This is a genomic window from Burkholderia sp. Ac-20345 (assembly GCF_017104825.1).
Classification (GTDB): domain Bacteria; phylum Pseudomonadota; class Gammaproteobacteria; order Burkholderiales; family Burkholderiaceae; genus Burkholderia; species Burkholderia lata_B.
In genome coordinates this window covers 1-15,628 of the sequence record NZ_JAAGPO010000078.1, presented here as the reverse complement: position 1 = coordinate 15,628, position 15,628 = coordinate 1, and the positions used below count along the sequence as shown (strand labels likewise).

The window sequence follows — 15,628 nt, the reverse complement described above, 5'->3', positions numbered from 1 at the left end:
CGGGCGCGCAGTGCGGGTGCGCCGCCGAGCCCGTGCGCTCACGGCATGTCGGCATCGGCGCATGCGCGGCTGCGGCGTTGACGCAAGCCGATTCGCGCCCGGCCGCCGCACGCTCGGCGCAGTGGTTGCGCACGCAACGTATGTCGCATGTCGCGTGTCGATGCCGGCCGATCGGCGGCGCGATGCGACGGCCGCCACCAACTTGCCCGCCTTTGCGATCGGCGCGACGCGATCGAAGGGGCGCTTCTATAATCGACGCCATCTGCCACTCGCATTGCGGTTGCCGGGATGACGACCTTGCTTGCCGTACCGCCCATGAGCCTGTCCGATACGTTGCGCTACCAGCCCGACAACGCCGATCTCGGCGCGATGCTTGTGCACTTCCGCCTGCTCGAACCGGTGTTCGATGCGCTGCCGGATGTCGCGTTCTTCGTGAAGGATGCGAGCGGCCGCTACGCGATCGTCAATCGCACGCTGGCGATGCGCTGCGGCTACAAGGACAAGCGCGACCTGCTCGGCAAGACGGCCGACGAAGTGTTTCCGCGCCGCTTCGGCCGCAGCTATTTCGAGCAGGACATGGCGACGATCAACGCCGGCCAGCAACTGATGGACCAGCTCGAGCTGCACCTGTATCCGGGCCGCCAGCCGGGCTGGTGCCTGACCTGCAAGGAGCCGCTGCGCGACGCCGCGGGCAGGGTGGTCGGCCTCGCGGGCATCTCGCGCGACCTGAAGGCGCACGAGGGATCGCACCCGGCGTACAGCCGGCTCGCCGACGTGGTCCAGCACATCCAGGATCACTTCGTGCAGCCGCTGAACCTGAAGCAGCTCGCGCAAATGGCCGGGATGTCGGTCGCGCAGCTCGAACGCTACTTCCACAAGGTGTTCCACCTGACGCCGCGCCAGGTGCTGCTGAAAACGCGGCTCGATGCGGCCACCGCGCTGCTCGTCACGCACGACAAGGTGACCGACGTCGCGGCGCTATGCGGCTATACGGATCACAGCGCGTTCACGCGCCAGTTCAAGGCGACGGTCGGCGTGACGCCGACGGAATACCGGTTGATGCTGCAGGAGCGGGGAGGGTGACGCGACACGCCGAAAGGGCCGGCGAGTCGCTGGGATCGGGGTGCTGCGGGAAAACGGGAAAGGGATGAAAGCGGCGGCTCAGCGGTAGCCGAGCCCTTTCAGGACGGCGGTGCCGTCTTCGGTCAGCCGGAAGCTGGGTGCCGTTTCGGTGTCGAGCTTGACCATCTCGACGAGACCGGCCTCCTGCAGCGCAGGCAGTTCGGGTTTGGCGTTCGCGCCGATCGGTGCATGCAGCAGCACGAGCAGCGTCGCGATTTCATGATGACTGAGCAGGCGGCGCAGCATCGTCTTCTTTGCAGGGGGCGCGGCCTGGCGGCCCGCGGGTGCTTCTACGGCGCTCATCGCTTTCCTCCTTTTCGAGATAACCATCGGGTACTGGTTGCGGATGGTGCCGTCGAAGACTTAAGCGATTCTTAAAACCACGCCGGGCGACGGAATGCTGCGCTGCGGTACGGGTTACCGGATGTAACGCCATACGGAATGCGGTTTCCGGCCCGATCGCGGCGAGCCGCGCGGGCGGGTGCGCGGCCGCGCGATTCACCACGATGGTGCGCGTGGGATGTGGCCCTTTGGATCAGCCGCGGGCCGGCGCATGTGATTCGCCCCTTTAATTCCTGTCAGCTTCCTTCCCTTATTTCCTCCGCTGCGCCTGTGCGGCAAGCCGCACGGCCGCATTGGTCGCGCCGTAGCCGTCGTATCCGCCGCGCCGCTCGACGATCTCGAGCGAGAAGCGGTTGTCGACCAGTTCTGTATACGCATGCAGGAATTCGCCGCCGTTCTCGTCGCGGTCGTACAGCAGGTGATGCGTGCTCAGCGTGTCGATCAGCTCGTCCGGCAGCGCGTAGCGTGCGGCGAGATCGTCGTAGTAGTTCGGCGGAATGCGCAGGAACGGAATGCCGTCGGCAGCGAACGCGGCGATCGTCTTCACGATGTCGTCCGTGCGGAACGCGACGTGGTTCAGCCCCGTGCCGTGGTAGCGATCGAGTGATTCGGCGACCGCCGTGTGCCGGTCGACCGACGCGTTCAGCGCGATCCGCACCGAGCCGTCGGCGCTGCGCACCGCGCGGCTGCGCATCAGCCCGTACGGGTCGGGCACGAGCCAGCTGCGCTCGGCCTCGAAGCCGAACGCCGTCTTGAAGAACAGGATCCACGTATCGAGCGCGTCGGCCGGCAGCGCGAGGCACACGTGGTCGATACCGGTGAGCGGGCCAACTTCGCTCGGGCCGTCGATGTCGGTCAGCACGAAGTCCGACTCGTACAGCGTCGGCGCGTTCGGTGCTTCGTCGACGAAGTACTCGAGGCTGCCGTCCGGCGCCTGCACGCTCGGCAGCACGCGCTCGTTCGGCCCGACGCGGCCGGAGAACGGCGCATAGCCGAAGCCCGCCGCGCGCTCGAACGCCACTTTCGCGTCGTCGACGCGGAATGCTGATGCACACAGCGACAGTCCGTGCTGCTGGAAGAACGCATCGGCGAACGAGTCGCGCTCCGCGTTCAGCACGATCGACGCGGCGCCGTGCTGGAACAGCGTCACGTCTTTCGACCGATGCCGGCCCGCGAGCCGGAAGCGCATCCGCCCGAGCCATTCGCCCACGGTCGCCGCCGCCTGCGCGTCGACCGCGAATTCGATGAACTGGAACCCGACGTGCGCGGGCGGCGCCGGCGGTGCGAACAGCGGCTGGCTGGCGGCCGGCGCACGGCCGTCCTGCGCGAGCCGGTCGCGCGTCAGCTCCTCCAGATAGAGCAGCGAGCGATGGCCGTCGGCGGCCGTGATCGCGGTCGGCGCCGCGCGGAAGCCGTCGTTGAAGATCTCGAGCGACAGCGGCCCCGTATAGCCGGACTCGATCACGCGCGCGGTGAAGCGCGCGAGGTCGAAGTCGCCCTGGCCCGGGAACGAACGGTAATGACGGCTCCATTCGAGCACGTCCATCGCGAGCTTCGGCGCATCGGCGATCTGCACGAACGCGATCCGGTCGCCGGGGATATCGGCGATCGCGTCCGGCGAATCGTCGAGCGACAGCGTGTGGAAGCTGTCGAGCGCCAGGCCGAGGTGCGGGCTGTTCACGGCATTCACCAGTTTCCACGCATGGCCGTAGCGCTTCACGACGCGGCCCCACGCGAGCGCTTCGTACGCGGCGACCACGCCGGCCTGCCGCGCGGCTTCGGCGAGCGCGCCGAGCTGGTCGACGAGCAGCCCGTCGTCCGCGATCGTGTCGGCCGACACGTTGCTGCACACCAGGATGCGGTCGGTGCCGAGCGCATGCATCACGTCGAACTTGCGCTTGATCCGGTCGAGGTTGCGGGCGAGCTGGGCCGCGCTTACGCCCTCGAAGTCGCGAAACGGCTGGAACAGCACGATGTCGAGGCCGAGATCGGCGGCCATGCGCCGGACGTCGGCCGGCGATCCGTCGAAGTAGACGAGGTCGTTTTCGAAGATTTCGACGCCGTCGAAGCCTGCGGCCTGGATGGCGGCGAGTTTCTCGGCGAGCGTGCCGGACAGTGACACGGTGGCGATCGAGCGCTGCATGGGCGAATCCTGCGGATGAGCGGGGTATGGCGCCGGTCGAACCGGCCCTGAATGAACCAGTCGTTGAATTCCTGGCGAACGCCATATCCCGAATTTACTGGGCTAGTGATACGTATTATACAAACTAACTAGGTGGTACAAATTAGCGAAAACCCGAAAAGACAGTCCGCATTCGTGGGCGCACACTAGCGCCAAATTCCGATGTTTTCGGGGCGATGCCGGTCACGGTCCGCCCCTGTTTTAGGAGCAGAATCACCATGAGCAAGCACAAGGTGCTGGTGCTGAACGGCCCGAACCTGAATCTGCTGGGGACGCGCGAGCCCCATATCTACGGCGCGGAAACGCTCGCCGACGTCGAGCAGCGCTGCCGCACCGCGGCCGAGGGGCTCGGGCTGGAAATCGACTTCCGCCAGTCGAACGCCGAGCACCAGCTGATCGACTGGCTGCATGCCGCGCGTCACGACACGCACGGCATCGTGATCAACCCGGCGGCCTATACGCATACGTCGGTGGCCCTCGCCGACGCGCTTTCCGCGATCGCGAAGCCGGTGATCGAAGTGCACATCTCGAACGTGCATCGCCGCGAAGCGTTCCGTCATCATTCCTATGTGTCGGCGGTCGCCGAAGCCGTGATTTGCGGCTGCGGCACCGAAGGCTACGTGTTCGCGCTGCAGCGTCTGGCGACGCTGTTCGCGCAGGGAGCCGCACGATGAGCCGCCCGTCGTTTCTGATCGGCCTGATCGGCCAGGGCATCGGCGGCTCGCTGTCGCCCGCGATGCATGAGGAAGAAGGATTCCGCCAGGGGTTCGGCTATGTCTACCGGCGCATCGATCTCGATGCGCTCGGCGTGACCGTCGACGCACTGCCGCAACTGCTCGATACCGCGCAGCGGATGGGCTACAACGGCCTGAACATCACGCACCCGTGCAAGCAGCGCGTGATCGAGCACCTCGACGAGTTGTCGGACGATGCCCGTGCGCTCGGCGCGGTGAACACCGTGCTGTTCAAGGACGGCAAGCGGATCGGCCACAACACCGACTGGTCGGGTTTCGCGAAATCGTTCCGCCGCGGGTTGCCCGACGCGTCGCTTGAGCGCGTCGTCCAACTCGGCGCGGGCGGCGCGGGTGCGGCCGTTGCGCACGCGGCGCTGCAGATGGGCGCGGCCGAACTGACGATTTTCGATGTCGACGGCACGCGCGCCGCCGCGCTCGCGGCCGAACTGCAGCAGCGCTTTCCCGCGGCACGTGTCGTGCAGGGCGGCGATCTCGCGGATGCGATGCGCGCCGCGACGGGCCTGATCCACGCGACGCCGACCGGCATGGCCAAGCATCCGGGCCTGCCGCTGCCGGCCGAACTGCTCCACGCGGGGATGTGGGTGGCCGACATCGTGTACTTCCCGCTCGAAACCGAACTGATCCACGCGGCGCGCGCGGCCGGCTGCGCCACGTTGCCGGGTGGCGGGATGGCCGTCTACCAGGCCGTCGACGCGTTCGAGATCTTCACCGGACGCACGCCCGACGACGAGCGGATGTTCGATCACTTTCAGTCGCTCGTCGGGCGCTGACCCCCTTCCAGAAAGAGAGACCAGGAGACAACCATGCAGCACACCACCCATACGAGCGCCGCGCCGGCGCAGGCGTCCGGCACCGTCCGGCGCACTTCGGCGCGCTACAAGATTCTCGCGCTGCTCGCGATCGGCACGATGATCAACTATCTCGACCGTACCGTGCTGGGGGTGGCTGCGCCGCAGCTCACCAAGGAGCTCGGCATCAACGCGGCCGTGATGGGCATCATGTTTTCCGCGTTTTCGTGGACGTACGTGGCCGCGCAGGTGCCGGGCGGCCTCTTTCTCGACCGTTTCGGCAGCAAGGTCACCTATTACTGGTCGATGACGCTGTGGTCGCTGTGCACGTTCCTGCAGGGCTTCGTGCCCGGCGTCGCGACGCTGCTCGCCTGCCGTCTCGGCCTCGGCGTCGCGGAGGCACCGTGCTTCCCGACCAACAGCCGCGTCGTGGCGACGTGGTTCCCGCAGAACGAACGTGCGATGGCGACGGGTACCTACACCGTCGGCGAGTACATCGGCCTCGCGTTCTTCAGCCCGGTGCTGTTCGCGCTGATGGGGGCGTTTGGCTGGCGCTCGCTGTTCTGGGTCGTCGGTGCGGTCGGTATCGTGTTCGGCCTGGTCTGGTGGAAGTTCTATTACGAGCCGCGCAATCATCCGGGCGCGAATTCGGAGGAGCTGGCCTATATCGAGGCGGGCGGCGGCCTGGTGCACGGCGTGCGCAAGGACGGTGACAAAGCTGGCAAGGGCGCCAAGGGCGAGCAGAAGTCGTTCAGCTGGGCGATGGCCGGCAAGCTGCTGAAGAAGCGCCAGCTCGCGGGCATCTGCCTCGGCCAGTTCGCCGGCAACTCGACGCTCGTGTTCTTCCTGACCTGGTTCCCGACCTATCTCGCCACCGAGCGCCACATGGGCTGGCTGAAGATCGGCTTCTTCGCGGTGATGCCGTTCATCGCCGCGTCGGTCGGCGTGATGTTCGGCGGGATTTTCTCCGACTGGCTGCTGCGTCGCGGCAAGTCCGCGAACCTCGCGCGCAAGCTGCCGATCATCGCGGGCCTGCTGCTCGCATCGACGATCATTCTCGCGAACTACGTGCAGAGCAACGAGGCCGTGATCGCGATCATGTCGGTCGCATTCTTCGCGCAGGGGATGGCCGCCCTCGGCTGGACGCTCGTGTCGGACATCGCGCCGGACGGCCTGCTCGGCGTCACGGGCGGCATCTTCAACTTCGCTGCGAACCTCGCCGGGATCGTCACGCCGCTCGTGGTCGGCTTCATCGTCGCGTCGACCGGGTCGTTCGTCGGTGCGCTCGTGTTCATCGGCGTGATCGCGCTGATCGGTGCGGCGTCGTACATCTTCGTCGTCGGCGACATCAAGCGGATCGAGCTGTAAGCACCTGTTCCACGCAGATCCTGTGCGTTAGCCCGGCAGCCGCAAGGCCGCCGGGCTTTTTTCTTTGCGCGCGCCGGCGGGTCTGCCGGCTGGCGTAGTACCGCGCTTATGCGCGCTGCACGGCGATGCCGAGCGATTCGACCGCCCGCGCGATCGCGGCGACCGCGCGGCGGATATCGTTCGAGTCGATTGCGCCGATGCAGCCGACGCGGAACGTCTCGAGCTGCGTGAGCTTGCCCGGATACAGGATGAAGCCCGCGTCGCGCACCGCGTCGTAGAAGCGGCGGAAATCGTAGGCCGGGTGGTCGGGCGCGTGGAACGTGACGATCACGGGCGCCTGCACGCTCGCATCGAGGAACGGCGTGAAGCCGAGCGCGTGCATCGACTCGACCAGCGTCCGGCAGTTGTCCACATAGCGCGCGCCTCGCGCCGGCTGGCAGCCTTCGGCGAGGTACTGATCGAGTGCGGCGCGCAGCGCGGCGATCACGTGCGTCGGCGGCGTGAAGCGCCACTGGCCCGTCTTGCGCAGGTACGCATACTGGTCGTGGAGATCCAGCGCGAGCGACGGCGAGTTGCCTTCGCTCGCGTCGAGCACGTCGCGCCGCACGATCGCGAACCCCATCCCCGGCACGCCTTCGAGGCATTTGCCGCTTGCCGAGATCAGCGCATCGATGCCGCTGCCCGCCAGCGCGATCGGCAGCGCGCCGAACGAACTCATCGCATCGACGATCAGCCGCTTGCCGTGGCGCCGGCACACGGCGGCGATGTCGTCGAGCGGGTTCAGGATGCCGGCGCTCGTCTCCAGGTGCACCTGCGCGACGTGCGTGATGCGCGGCTCGCGCGCGAACGCGGCTTCGATCGCGGCCGGATCGACGGCCGCGTCCTCGCCGAACGGCAACGCGATCGCTTCAATGCCGAGCCGGCCGAGGATCTTCAGGATGCGCGCGCAGTACGCGCCGTTGTCCGGCACCAGCACGACGCCGTCGCGCGGCACCAGCGTGCCGAGCGCGGCTTCGACCGAGAACGTGCCGCTGCCCTGCATCGGTACGCACACGTACTCGTCGCCGCCGTGCGCGATCGCGACGAGATCCGCGCAGACGCTGGCCGTCAGTTGATTGAAAGCGGTGTCCCACGAGCCCCAGTCATGTTGCATTGCGTGGCGGGTTGTGGCGGACGTGGTGAGCGGGCCGGGCGTAAGAAGAATCGGATCGGACATGGTTTTCCCCTGCAAAGGTCGGAAGAAACGCCGTGCGGCATTTCTGAATGACTTGCATGATATTGGCAAAATGTGTCATTTTTTGGAAATCGCCGCATTCGTCACGGGTTTGTCATCGAACGCTGTGATCCTTCGCTTGCCGCGCGAAACCTAACCTCAGCGCGGCGGCGAGGCAGGCCGTCGAGCGGCCCTGCCCAGAGATAACAGGAGAGCCGGATCGTGCCCCGGCCATTTGGTGTTCCGCCTACGGAGAAGTCAGATGACACTGCAGAAACCCTCGCGCGCCGCTGCCGGCGCGTTCCGCAAGCTTGCGCTGGCCGCCAGCGTCGCCGGTCTGATGGGCGCCGCGCTGCCCGCACATGCGGCGAGCGCAGTCGTGCTGTATACGGCAGACGGTCTCGAGAACCTCTATCGCGATGTGCTGCCGGCCTTCGAGAAGAAGGAAGGCGTCAAGGTCAACATCGTGACGGCAGGTAGCGGTGAAGTCGTCAACCGCGCGAACATCGAAAAGAATTCCCCGAAGGCCGACGTGATCGTCACGCTGCCGCCGTTCATCCAGCAAGCCGGCCAGATGGGCCTGCTGCAGGCGTACCAGAGCGTGAACTACAAGAACGTGCCGGCCATCGCGAAGGCTGAAGACGGCACGTGGGCGACGTTCGTGAACAACTACTTCTCGTTCGCGATCAACCCGGATGTCGTGAAGAACCAGCCGAAGACGTTCGCCGACCTGCTGTCGCCGGCCTACGCGGGCAAGGTCGCGTACTCGAACCCGGCCACCGCCGGTGACGGGATGGCCGTGCTGATCCTGACGACGTCGCTGATGGGGGAAGACAAGGCGTTCGACTACCTCGCGCAACTGTCGAAGAGCGTGAAGTTCCACACGAAGGGCACGGGCTACCTGAACGTGCTGCTGTCGCGTAACGAAATCAGCGTCGCGAACGGCGACCTGCAGATGGACCTCGACGATGCCGAACACGGCGCGCTGTCCGTCAAGCCGATCTTCCTGTCCGCGAAGGAAGGCGACCAGCCGACCACGTTCCAGCTCCCGTACGGCATCGGCCTGATCAAGAGCGGCCCGAACCAGGACGCCGGCAAGAAGCTGATCGATTACCTGATGTCGACGGAAGTGCAGTCGAAGGTGCCGGACATGTACGGGATCCCGGGCCGCACGGACGTGCCGCTGGCCGGCAAGAACGGCGAAGCGGTCAAGAAGGCGATCGCGGGCGTGAAGCTGATCCCGGTCGACTGGACCCAGGTGATGGCGAAGAAGCCGGTGTGGATCGAGCGCTGGAAGAAGGACGTGATCGGCAGCTCGGGCAAGCAGCTCGACGTCGTCAAGCCGAAGTGATCGGCGCACGCCGCCTGTATTTGTGAGCAAGAGGATGAACCCGGTGGAAACCACCCTGACCCATCCCGGCGCATTCGGCGCCGCCGAACCGCAAGCAACGCTGCGGTCCGGCGCGCCGGGCGGCGTGCAGATCGAACACCTGAGCGTGCGCTACGGCGCACGCACGGTGCTGGAAGATCTGTCGCTGTCGATCGGTGCCGGTGAATTTCTGACCGTGCTCGGCAAGAGCGGCTGCGGCAAGACCACGCTGCTGCGCTTCATCGCCGGGTTCGTGAAGGCCGATGGCCTGACCGGCACGCTGACCGTTGCCGGACGTGACCTGACCTACGCGCCGCCGCACAAGCGCAATCTCGGTCTGCTGTTCCAGAATTACGCGCTGTTCCCGCACCTGACGGTGTTCGAGAACGTCGCATTCGGGCTGCGCGCACGCGGCATGGCGTCGTCGGAAGTGACGCGCCGTGTCGCGGACGCGCTGAAGCTCGTGCAACTCGGCGATGCCGGCCATCACCTGCCCGCGCAACTGTCGGGCGGGATGCAGCAGCGCGTCGCGCTGGCGCGCGCGCTCGTGATCGAGCCGGACGTGCTGCTGCTCGACGAGCCGCTGTCGGCGCTCGACGCCAACCTGCGCGCATCGGTGCGCAGCGAACTGAAGGCGCTGCATGAGCGCCTGCCGAACCTGACCGTCGTCTGCGTGACGCACGACCGCGACGACGCGCTCGTGCTGTCCGACCGCGCGCTGCTGATGCGCGACGGCCACATCGCGCAGCTCGGCACGCCGCAGCAGCTGTACGACGCGCCGCAGGACGGCTACGTCGCACGCTATCTCGGCCCGGCGAACCTGCTGCCGCCGCACGTGATCTTCCCGCTCGGCGATCCGCGCCATGAAGTGCGCGGCAAGGTTGCCTGCGTGCGCCCCGAGCGCCTGACCCTCATGCCGCCCGCCGCGGGCGGGTTGCACGGCACGGTGTCGTCCGTGGAATGGCAGGGCGCTGACCTGTCGATCGCGGTGACGATCGATGCGGCGCCCGACGAGCCCGTGCGCGTCACGATGCAACGCGGCCGCGGTGCGGCTCCCGAGCGCGGTGCGCGCGTTTCCCTGCATTGCGAGGCAGACGATGTCGTCCTTATCGAGCCCTGAAGCCGGCCTGCCGCCGCACGTGCTCGCGTCGGCCGCCGCGCACGCCGCCGCCGCGCGGCGCCGCAAGCGCATGGGCGACCTGCACCTGGCCGCGCTCGCGATCGTCGTGCTGGGCCCGCTCGTCGTCTATCCGCTGGTGCGGCTCGTGCTGCTGAGCGTGTCGGGCGACCACGGGCTGAGTTTTGCCGCGTACCGCACGTTCTTCGGCAACCCCGATACGCGCAGCGTGCTGCTGACCACACTCGGCGTGCTGTTCGCGAGCGCCGGCACCGCATCGGTGCTCGGCGTGCTGCTGGCCGCGCTGCTGTTCTTCAAGCCGTTTCCGGGCGCGTCGCTCGTCACGCGTTTCCTGGAGCTGTACGTCGCGTTCCCGTCGTTCCTCGTCGCGTTCACGCTGATCTTCCTGTACGGCTCGCAAGGCTCGATCAGCATCGCGCTGCAGCACCTGTTCCATCTCGAGAATCCGCCGCTCGATTTCCTGTTCGGCATCGGCGGCGTGATCCTCGCGCAGACCGTGTTCTATACGCCGTTCGTCGTACGGCCGACGCTCGCGTCGTTCGCGACGCTCGACCTGCGGCTGATCGAAGCCGCGCGCAGCCTCGGCGCGTCCGGCTGGATGCTCGCCCGCCGCGTCGTGCTGCCGATCGCGTGGCCGGGCATCGCTGCCGGCACCGTGCTGTGCTTCCTGCTGACGCTGAACGAATTCGGGATTCTGCTGGTGCTCGGCAGTGCGCGCCTCGTGACGCTGCCGGTTGCGATCTACAGCAGCGCGACCGTCGACCTCGACCTGCCGACCGCGTCGGCCGGCGCGGTCGTGATGCTTGCGCTGTCGCTGGCGTTGTATGCGGTTTATCGCCGGGTGAACCGGCGTGCGACGGGAGGGAACGATGTCCGCTGAATACCGTATCGGGCAAGCCGTGCCGCGCCACCAGATCGGCTGGGGCGACACGGTGCTCAAGCATGCGTCGCGCGTGGCGCTCGCGCTGGCCGCGTTCGCATGCTTCTGGCTGTTCGTGTTGCCCGTCATCGTCGTCGCGCTGTCGAGCGTGTCGACGCAGTGGTCGGGCACGATTTTGCCGGCCGGCTACAGCCTGCGTTGGTTCGAGCGGCTCGGGTCGCCGGAATACGACGCGCTGCTGACGAGCCTGGAAATCGGCTTCGGCGTGTCGGCGGTCGGCACGATCCTCGGGCTGTGGCTCGCGCTGGCGCTCGAAGGGCGCGACCGTCGCGGCCTCGGCGCGGTGGTCGATGCGCTCGTGATGGTGCCGAACGGCGTGCCGAGCGTCGTGCTCGGGCTCGCGGTGCTGATCGCGTATCACCAGAAGCCGGTCGACCTGTCGAGCTCGGCCGCGATCGTCGTGTTCGTGCAGCTCGCGTTGATCCTGCCGTTCTGCTATCGCTGCGCGGCCGCCGCGCTGCGTCCGGAACTGACCGTGCTGCGCGAAGCGGCGGCGAGCCTCGGAGCGCCGCCCGCGATGGTGCTGCGCCGCGTGCTGCTGCCGCAGCTCGTGCCGGCGCTGCGAGCGAGCCTCGCACTCGGCTTCGCGCTGTCGCTCGGCGAACTCGGCGCGACGCTGACGGTGTATCCGCCCGGCTTTGCAACCGTGCCGATCGTCGTGATCGGCCAGGTGGAGCGCGGTTATTACCTTCCGGCATCGGCGCTGTCGCTGCTGATGCTCGGCGCGTCGCTCGCGGCGCTGCTGCTGATCGCCGCGCGCGTGCCGCGCGGCAAGCGGGTGGCATCATGAACGCCGCGTTCGCATTGCGCCAACCCGGTGCAGCGTCGGCAGCCGGCACATCGACGGATCTCGCAGGGCGCTCCGTCGACGTCAACGGCCGTCACTACCGGATGCCGGTTGAGCCGACCGTCGTCGTCTGCGTCGACGGCTGCGAGTACGACTATCTCGAACGGGCGGTGGAAGCGGGTGTCGCGCCGTTCATCGGCCGGATGATCGCGGAAGGCACGGCCTGGCGCGCCGATTGTGTCGTGCCGACCTTCACCAACCCGAACAACCTGTCGATTGTCTGCGGCGTGCCGCCGTCGGTCCACGGGATCTGCGGCAACTATTTCTGGGATCCGGCCGCCGACGGCGGGCGCGGTGCCGAAGTCATGATGAACGACCCGGCCTACCTGCGGGCCGGCACGCTGCTCGCGGCGGCGTCCGGCGCCGGTGCGCGGGTCGCCGTCGTGACGGCGAAGGACAAGCTGCGCCGGCTGCTCGGCTGGCAACTGAAGGGCATCTGCTTTTCGGCCGAGAAGGCCGCGCAGGCGAATCTCGCGGAAAACGGGATCGTCGACGTGCTCGACTGGGTCGGCCTGCCGTCACCGGACGTCTACAGCGCGGCGTTGTCCGAATTCGTGTTCGCGGCCGGCGTGCGGCTTGCGCAGACGCGCCAGGTCGACCTGATGTACCTGTCGACCACCGATTACGTGCAGCACAAATGCGAGCCGGGCAGTGCGGGCGCGAACGCGTTCTACGCGATGATGGACAGCTATCTCGCGCAGCTCGACGCGCTTGGCTGGGCGATCGGGCTGACGGCCGATCACGGGATGAACGCGAAGCACGATCCCGCGACGGGGCGGCCGAACGTTATCTATCTGCAGGACGCATTCGACGGCTGGTACGGCGCGCAGGCTGCGCGCGTGATCCTGCCGATCACGGATCCGTACGTCGTACACCACGGCGCGCTCGGCTCGTTTGCGACCATCTATCTGGCGCCGGGCGTCGACCGGGCCGAGGCGATGTGGCGCGTCGGCGGCCTCGACGGCGTCGAGCTCGTGCTCGACAACGCGGAAGCTGCCGTACGTTTCGAGCTGCCGGCCGACCGGATCGGCGATCTCGTCGTGATCGGCCGCCGCGACATGACGCTCGGCACGCGCGAGCGCGAACACGATCTGTCGGGCCTCACGGTGCCGCTGCGCTCGCATGGCGGCGTGTCGGAGCAGGAAGTGCCGCTGCTGTTCAATCGCCGTATCGAGCCGATCGATCCCGCGCGCCGCCCGCGCAACTTCGACGTGTTCGATTTCGTGCTGAACCGGGTCGCGACATGATGGCTCATCCCCGACACGATCACCCGGCGTTTCGCGCGGAGGCGCTGCGCTGGTGCGGCACGCGCGCGACGCGCGAACGCACCCTCGACGTGATGGACCCGTACACGGGCACGCGTGTCGGGACGGCGCCGCTGGCGAGCGTCGACGACGTGCGCGCGGCATTCGACTACGCGATGGCGTACCGGCCGACGCTCACGCGTTACGAGCGTTCGCAGATCCTCGAGCGTGCGGCCGCGCTGCTGCGCGAGCGCACCGAGGAAGCGTCCGACCTGATCACGCTCGAATCGGGGTTATCGAAACAGGACTCCCGCTACGAGATCGGCCGCGTTGCCGACGTGTTGAAGTTTGCGGCGGTCGAGGCACTGCGTGACGACGCGCAGAGTTTCTCGTGCGACCTGACGCCCCACGGCAAGGCGCGCCGCGTGTTTTCGCAGCGGCAGCCGCTCGACGGCGTGATCGTAGCGATCACGCCGTTCAATCATCCGATGAACCAGGTGGCGCACAAGATCGCGCCGGCGATCGCGACCAACAACCGCGTGATCGTGAAGCCGTCGGAGAAGGTGCCGCTGTCGGCGTTCTACCTGGCCGACCTGTTGTACGAAGCTGGTCTGCCGGAGCCGATGCTGCAGGTGTTGACCGGCGATCCGCGCGAGATCGCGGACGAACTCGTCACGCACCCGCATGCGTCGCTGATTACCTTTACGGGCGGCGTGGCGATCGGCAAGGCGATTGCCGCGCGGGCCGGCTACCGCCGCATCGTGCTGGAACTGGGCGGCAACGATCCGCTGATCGTCCTCGACGATGCCGATCTCGAACGTGCGGCGTCGCTGGCGGTGCTCGGCTCGTACCGGAATTCGGGCCAGCGCTGCACGGCCGTCAAGCGGATGCTGGTACAGCGCTCGATTGCGCCGGCGTTCACCGAATTGCTCGTCGAGAAGACGCGCGCATGGAAGTACGGCGATCCGTTCGATCCCGCGAACGAAATGGGCACGGTGATCGACGAGGAAGCGGCGAGGCTGTTCGAGGCGCGAGTGGTAGAAGCGGTCGCGCAGGGCGCGCGCCTGCTGACCGGCAACGTGCGGCGCGGCGCGCTGTATTCGCCGACCGTGCTCGACAACGTCGACCCGTCGATGACGGTCGTGCGCGAGGAGACCTTCGGCCCGGTATCGCCGGTGATCACGTTCGACACGATCGACGACGCGATCCGGATCAGCAACGGGACGGCGTTCGGGCTCTCGTCGGGCGTGTGTACGGACAGCACGGCGGCGGTCGTGCGGTTCGTGAACGAACTGAACGTCGGCACGGTGAATGTATGGGAAGTGCCCGGATACCGGATCGAACTGTCGCCGTTCGGCGGGATCAAGGATTCGGGGCTGGGTTACAAGGAAGGCGTTCAGGAGGCGATGAAGAGCTTCACGAACCTGAAGACGTTTTCGCTGCCTTGGGAGTGAACGAATGGCATTGACGGTGGAAGAGATCCACGGGCTGTATCGCGAGCATGGCCATGTGGCCTATAGCGGCGAGCCGGTCACGCAGCTCGAGCATGCATTGCAGAGCGGATTGCTGGCGGAAGAGGCGGGGGCGGACGAAGCGCTGGTCGCGGCGGCGTTCCTGCACGACCTCGGGCATCTGCTGAATCGTCAGGGCGAGACGCCGAGCGCGCGCGGGATCGATGATCTGCATCAGTATTACGTGCTGCCGTTCCTGCGGCCGCTGTTCTCCGACGCGGTGCTGGAGCCGATCCGGCTGCACGTCGACGCGAAGCGCTGCCTGTGCCGCACCGACGCCGGCTACTTCGAGAGCCTGTCGCCGGACTCGGTGCGCAGCCTCGCACTGCAAGGCGGTATCTTCAGTGAAGAGGAGACGGCGGCGTTCCTGCAGCGCCCGTTCGCGGAGGACGCGTTGCGTCTGCGCCGCTGGGACGATACGGCGAAGGAAGAGGGCAAGGTGACGCCCGATCTCGATCACTATATGGAGATCGTCGCGCGCCAGGTGCGTGTGGCCTGACGGGCTCCGCTGCTTCTATATATAAGGCCCCGCACGCGGCAGCGTGCGGGGCCTTATATTTTTTTGAGAAACCCCTTGCGCAGATCGAAGAGGCTGCCTACAATCACGCCTCTTTCGCGCTAACGGAAACGCAGCGCGGAAGAGGGAAGCAGGGCTGGTGGTGTGCTGAAGTCTTGGAGCGCGCAGCTGGCCTGGAAGTTGAGCCCCGCGGTCGCAACGATGTAGTGAAAAAAGTTGTTGACGATCTGCGAAACACGGTTCATAATCTCGCTTCTCTGCTGCTGAAAACGCAGCGCTGCTGAGAAACACG

General features: G+C 67.0%; 15 protein-coding genes. 11 read left to right on the top strand and 4 right to left on the bottom strand.

Annotated features, from left to right (window positions below):
- The first annotated feature begins 288 nt into the window (after positions 1-288).
- The gene (locus G3O06_RS25820; protein WP_205817918.1) at positions 289-1,083 is read left to right on the top strand and encodes an AraC family transcriptional regulator; all 795 of its coding nucleotides are present in this window, start codon (positions 289-291) and stop codon (positions 1,081-1,083) included.
- A 78-nt stretch (positions 1,084-1,161) separates the two neighbouring features.
- Here the strand turns inward: G3O06_RS25820 and G3O06_RS25815 are convergent, their stop codons facing one another.
- Positions 1,162-1,425 (bottom strand): hypothetical protein, encoded by a 264-nt coding sequence (locus tag G3O06_RS25815; protein WP_174916262.1) that lies wholly within the window; start codon positions 1,423-1,425, stop codon positions 1,162-1,164.
- 289 nt (positions 1,426-1,714) lie between these two features.
- On the bottom strand, positions 1,715-3,607 hold the full coding sequence (locus G3O06_RS25810; RefSeq protein WP_174971040.1) for a sugar phosphate isomerase/epimerase and 4-hydroxyphenylpyruvate domain-containing protein: 1,893 nt from the start codon (positions 3,605-3,607) through the stop codon (positions 1,715-1,717).
- 257 nt (positions 3,608-3,864) lie between these two features.
- Between G3O06_RS25810 and aroQ the strand changes: the two genes are divergently transcribed.
- The 3 genes from aroQ to G3O06_RS25795 are packed head-to-tail and all read left to right on the top strand — an operon-like array spanning position 3,865 to position 6,557.
- The gene (aroQ, locus tag G3O06_RS25805; protein WP_043180853.1) at positions 3,865-4,320 is read left to right on the top strand and encodes a type II 3-dehydroquinate dehydratase; all 456 of its coding nucleotides are present in this window, start codon (positions 3,865-3,867) and stop codon (positions 4,318-4,320) included.
- A complete protein-coding gene (locus tag G3O06_RS25800) occupies positions 4,317-5,171 on the top strand; it encodes a shikimate dehydrogenase (RefSeq protein ID WP_205817917.1) in 855 nt (284 codons plus the stop codon). Before aroQ ends, G3O06_RS25800 begins: the two co-directional genes overlap by 4 nt.
- Positions 5,172-5,204: 33 nt before the next feature.
- Complete coding sequence (locus G3O06_RS25795; RefSeq protein ID WP_205817916.1) at positions 5,205-6,557, top strand: MFS transporter; 1,353 nt, start codon at positions 5,205-5,207, stop codon at positions 6,555-6,557.
- Between the two features lie 106 nt (positions 6,558-6,663).
- On the opposite strand, the gene G3O06_RS25790 is transcribed toward G3O06_RS25795, so the two are convergent.
- Positions 6,664-7,773, bottom strand: coding sequence for a 2-aminoethylphosphonate--pyruvate transaminase (locus G3O06_RS25790; protein ID WP_205817915.1), 1,110 nt, complete (start codon positions 7,771-7,773; stop codon positions 6,664-6,666).
- A gap of 259 nt (positions 7,774-8,032) precedes the next feature.
- Between G3O06_RS25790 and phnS the strand changes: the two genes are divergently transcribed.
- Genes phnS through G3O06_RS25755 form a run of 7 tightly spaced genes read left to right on the top strand, consistent with a single transcriptional unit; the run spans position 8,033 to position 15,318 of the window.
- Positions 8,033-9,121 (top strand): 2-aminoethylphosphonate ABC transporter substrate-binding protein, encoded by a 1,089-nt coding sequence (gene phnS / locus G3O06_RS25785; RefSeq protein WP_174916257.1) that lies wholly within the window; start codon positions 8,033-8,035, stop codon positions 9,119-9,121.
- Positions 9,122-9,155: 34 nt separating this feature from the next.
- Positions 9,156-10,259 carry a 2-aminoethylphosphonate ABC transport system ATP-binding subunit PhnT gene (gene phnT, locus G3O06_RS25780; protein ID WP_011353963.1) on the top strand — a complete coding sequence of 368 codons (1,104 nt, stop codon included), beginning with the start codon at positions 9,156-9,158 and terminating at the stop codon, positions 10,257-10,259.
- Positions 10,237-11,157, top strand: coding sequence for a 2-aminoethylphosphonate ABC transporter permease subunit (gene phnU / locus G3O06_RS25775; RefSeq protein ID WP_174971026.1), 921 nt, complete (start codon positions 10,237-10,239; stop codon positions 11,155-11,157). Before phnT ends, phnU begins: the two co-directional genes overlap by 23 nt.
- Positions 11,147-12,007, top strand: coding sequence for a 2-aminoethylphosphonate ABC transport system, membrane component PhnV (gene phnV / locus G3O06_RS25770; RefSeq protein ID WP_174916254.1), 861 nt, complete (start codon positions 11,147-11,149; stop codon positions 12,005-12,007). The genes phnU and phnV overlap by 11 nt, the downstream gene beginning before the upstream one ends.
- Entirely contained in the window at positions 12,004-13,311 is a 1,308-nt protein-coding gene (phnA, locus tag G3O06_RS25765) for a phosphonoacetate hydrolase (protein WP_205817914.1), read from the top strand. Before phnV ends, phnA begins: the two co-directional genes overlap by 4 nt.
- Positions 13,308-14,762 carry a phosphonoacetaldehyde dehydrogenase gene (gene phnY, locus G3O06_RS25760; RefSeq protein ID WP_205817913.1) on the top strand — a complete coding sequence of 485 codons (1,455 nt, stop codon included), beginning with the start codon at positions 13,308-13,310 and terminating at the stop codon, positions 14,760-14,762. The genes phnA and phnY overlap by 4 nt, the downstream gene beginning before the upstream one ends.
- Before the next feature lie 4 nt (positions 14,763-14,766).
- Positions 14,767-15,318, top strand: coding sequence for a phosphonate degradation HD-domain oxygenase (locus tag G3O06_RS25755; RefSeq protein WP_205817912.1), 552 nt, complete (start codon positions 14,767-14,769; stop codon positions 15,316-15,318).
- A 119-nt stretch (positions 15,319-15,437) separates the two neighbouring features.
- Here G3O06_RS25755 and G3O06_RS25750 read toward each other — a convergent pair.
- Positions 15,438-15,628: hypothetical protein (locus tag G3O06_RS25750; RefSeq protein WP_205817938.1), on the bottom strand; the 191-nt coding region annotated here is incomplete at its 5' end.

What these genes read in the sequence shown, in the direction of transcription:
- phnV (WP_174916254.1), top strand. Translation starts at nt 11,147, where the DNA reads ATGTCCGCTGAATACCGTATCGGGCAAGCCGTGCCGCGCCACCAGATC.
- aroQ (WP_043180853.1), top strand. Translation starts at nt 3,865, where the DNA reads ATGAGCAAGCACAAGGTGCTGGTGCTGAACGGCCCGAACCTGAATCTG.
- G3O06_RS25755 (WP_205817912.1), top strand. Translation starts at nt 14,767, where the DNA reads ATGGCATTGACGGTGGAAGAGATCCACGGGCTGTATCGCGAGCATGGC.
- phnU (WP_174971026.1), top strand. Translation starts at nt 10,237, where the DNA reads ATGTCGTCCTTATCGAGCCCTGAAGCCGGCCTGCCGCCGCACGTGCTC.
- G3O06_RS25810 (WP_174971040.1), bottom strand. Translation starts at nt 3,607, where the DNA reads ATGCAGCGCTCGATCGCCACCGTGTCACTGTCCGGCACGCTCGCCGAG.
- G3O06_RS25795 (WP_205817916.1), top strand. Translation starts at nt 5,205, where the DNA reads ATGCAGCACACCACCCATACGAGCGCCGCGCCGGCGCAGGCGTCCGGC.
- G3O06_RS25790 (WP_205817915.1), bottom strand. Translation starts at nt 7,773, where the DNA reads ATGTCCGATCCGATTCTTCTTACGCCCGGCCCGCTCACCACGTCCGCC.
- G3O06_RS25800 (WP_205817917.1), top strand. Translation starts at nt 4,317, where the DNA reads ATGAGCCGCCCGTCGTTTCTGATCGGCCTGATCGGCCAGGGCATCGGC.
- phnA (WP_205817914.1), top strand. Translation starts at nt 12,004, where the DNA reads ATGAACGCCGCGTTCGCATTGCGCCAACCCGGTGCAGCGTCGGCAGCC.
- phnY (WP_205817913.1), top strand. Translation starts at nt 13,308, where the DNA reads ATGATGGCTCATCCCCGACACGATCACCCGGCGTTTCGCGCGGAGGCG.
- phnS (WP_174916257.1), top strand. Translation starts at nt 8,033, where the DNA reads ATGACACTGCAGAAACCCTCGCGCGCCGCTGCCGGCGCGTTCCGCAAG.
- G3O06_RS25815 (WP_174916262.1), bottom strand. Translation starts at nt 1,425, where the DNA reads ATGAGCGCCGTAGAAGCACCCGCGGGCCGCCAGGCCGCGCCCCCTGCA.
- G3O06_RS25820 (WP_205817918.1), top strand. Translation starts at nt 289, where the DNA reads ATGACGACCTTGCTTGCCGTACCGCCCATGAGCCTGTCCGATACGTTG.
- phnT (WP_011353963.1), top strand. Translation starts at nt 9,156, where the DNA reads ATGAACCCGGTGGAAACCACCCTGACCCATCCCGGCGCATTCGGCGCC.